A 1,259-nucleotide genomic window follows, 5' to 3' on the forward strand; every position below is an offset into this window, starting at 1 on the left:
GTTGTCGTCTTGTAAGGAACTCTCTTCTTTGTTATTCACATGAGGTTCTTCAACAAGCTGTTTTGCTTGATAAGTGAAGATATCATTAGCCATATTGGTTAACTCCGTGTTATACGTCAAAACGGGCACTTCATAGCGTTGACGCAAACTATTGAGAATCGTCAAAATTTCTTGTTGGTTACTTTTATACACTTCTTTAAAATCATTTTCTTGGTATTCTACAGCAGGGATTGGAGTTTGAGACGTGATCTCATAAACGCCTAATTGTAAAAGTGAACGTTTATCTAGGTAACGAATGGCGTTCACTTCATTGGTCTTTCGATCAAACATCAAAATAGCAAAGGTTTGATTTTCAAAAGGAATCAAAGGATGGTAATTCAAGTCATTTTCTGATAATTCAAGTGTATACGTATCTTCCTGATAGTCTATTGAAAAAGTCGGATAAAACATAGTTAATTGGTAAATTTCTGTAATATCCATTCCTATTTTAAAAGGAGAAGCATCTAATTGTGCACCTAAAACAAAAATATTTGTAACTTTTCCATCAGCAGATACTCCTACTTGAAAGTAATCTTGCTCGTTTTCACCATAGACCCACCAATCATACCCATACAGAGTAGGATCAATCCGTAAAGGTTCTCCAAACTCTTCCTGGATTTTTTCAATCGGTTGTCCTATATAAAGCCCAATACCGGATAAAGGGATTTTTTCTTGTTTAAATGTGGCTGGCTGATTAACAGCATTTTCTTTTTTTACTTCTTGTGCTTTATTTTTCTGTGTAATAATTTCAGAAGGACCCTTTGACGTGATTTGGGGAACCCAATAAGTTACAGCCATTAAAAGCAGAAAGATCGGTACAGCTCTTAAAATAGTTTTCACTTTTATCAGGTCCCCTTTCAGTCACTGTCGTTTTTTTATTTTGCTACCATTTCAATCAATAGATCATCTGTTTCGATAAGATTGCCAGGCTCTACATAAATTTGATCAATAACACCATTGAAAGTAGCTTTAATAGTGGTTTCCATTTTCATTGCTTCAGTGATAACAATCGGTTGCCCCTGACTGACACGTTCCCCTTTAGATACTAATACTTCAATAACTGAACCCGGCATCGTTGCGCCAATCTGTTCTTTGTTTGTCGGCTCAGCTTTTTTACGGACTATCTTTGTACTGGTAACACTCGTATCTTTTACTACTACTTCTCTGCCTTGTCCATTCAAATCAAAGTAAATAGTTCGATTTCCTTCAGCATCTGGTTC

General features: G+C 35.9%; 2 protein-coding genes. Both read right to left on the reverse strand.

All coding sequences use genetic code 11. The annotated features are described in order from the left end of the window. The coding region (locus RT405_RS13230; RefSeq protein WP_313470306.1) for a CAP-associated domain-containing protein at window positions 1–879 on the reverse strand (879 nt) is incomplete at its 3' end. 35 nt (window positions 880–914) lie between these two features. Further along, on the reverse strand, window positions 915–1,259 hold a 345-nt coding region (locus RT405_RS13235; protein ID WP_313470309.1), incomplete at its 5' end, for a biotin/lipoyl-containing protein.

Source organism: Carnobacterium sp. (assembly GCF_032094055.1).
Classification (GTDB): Bacteria; Bacillota; Bacilli; order Lactobacillales; family Carnobacteriaceae; genus Carnobacterium_A.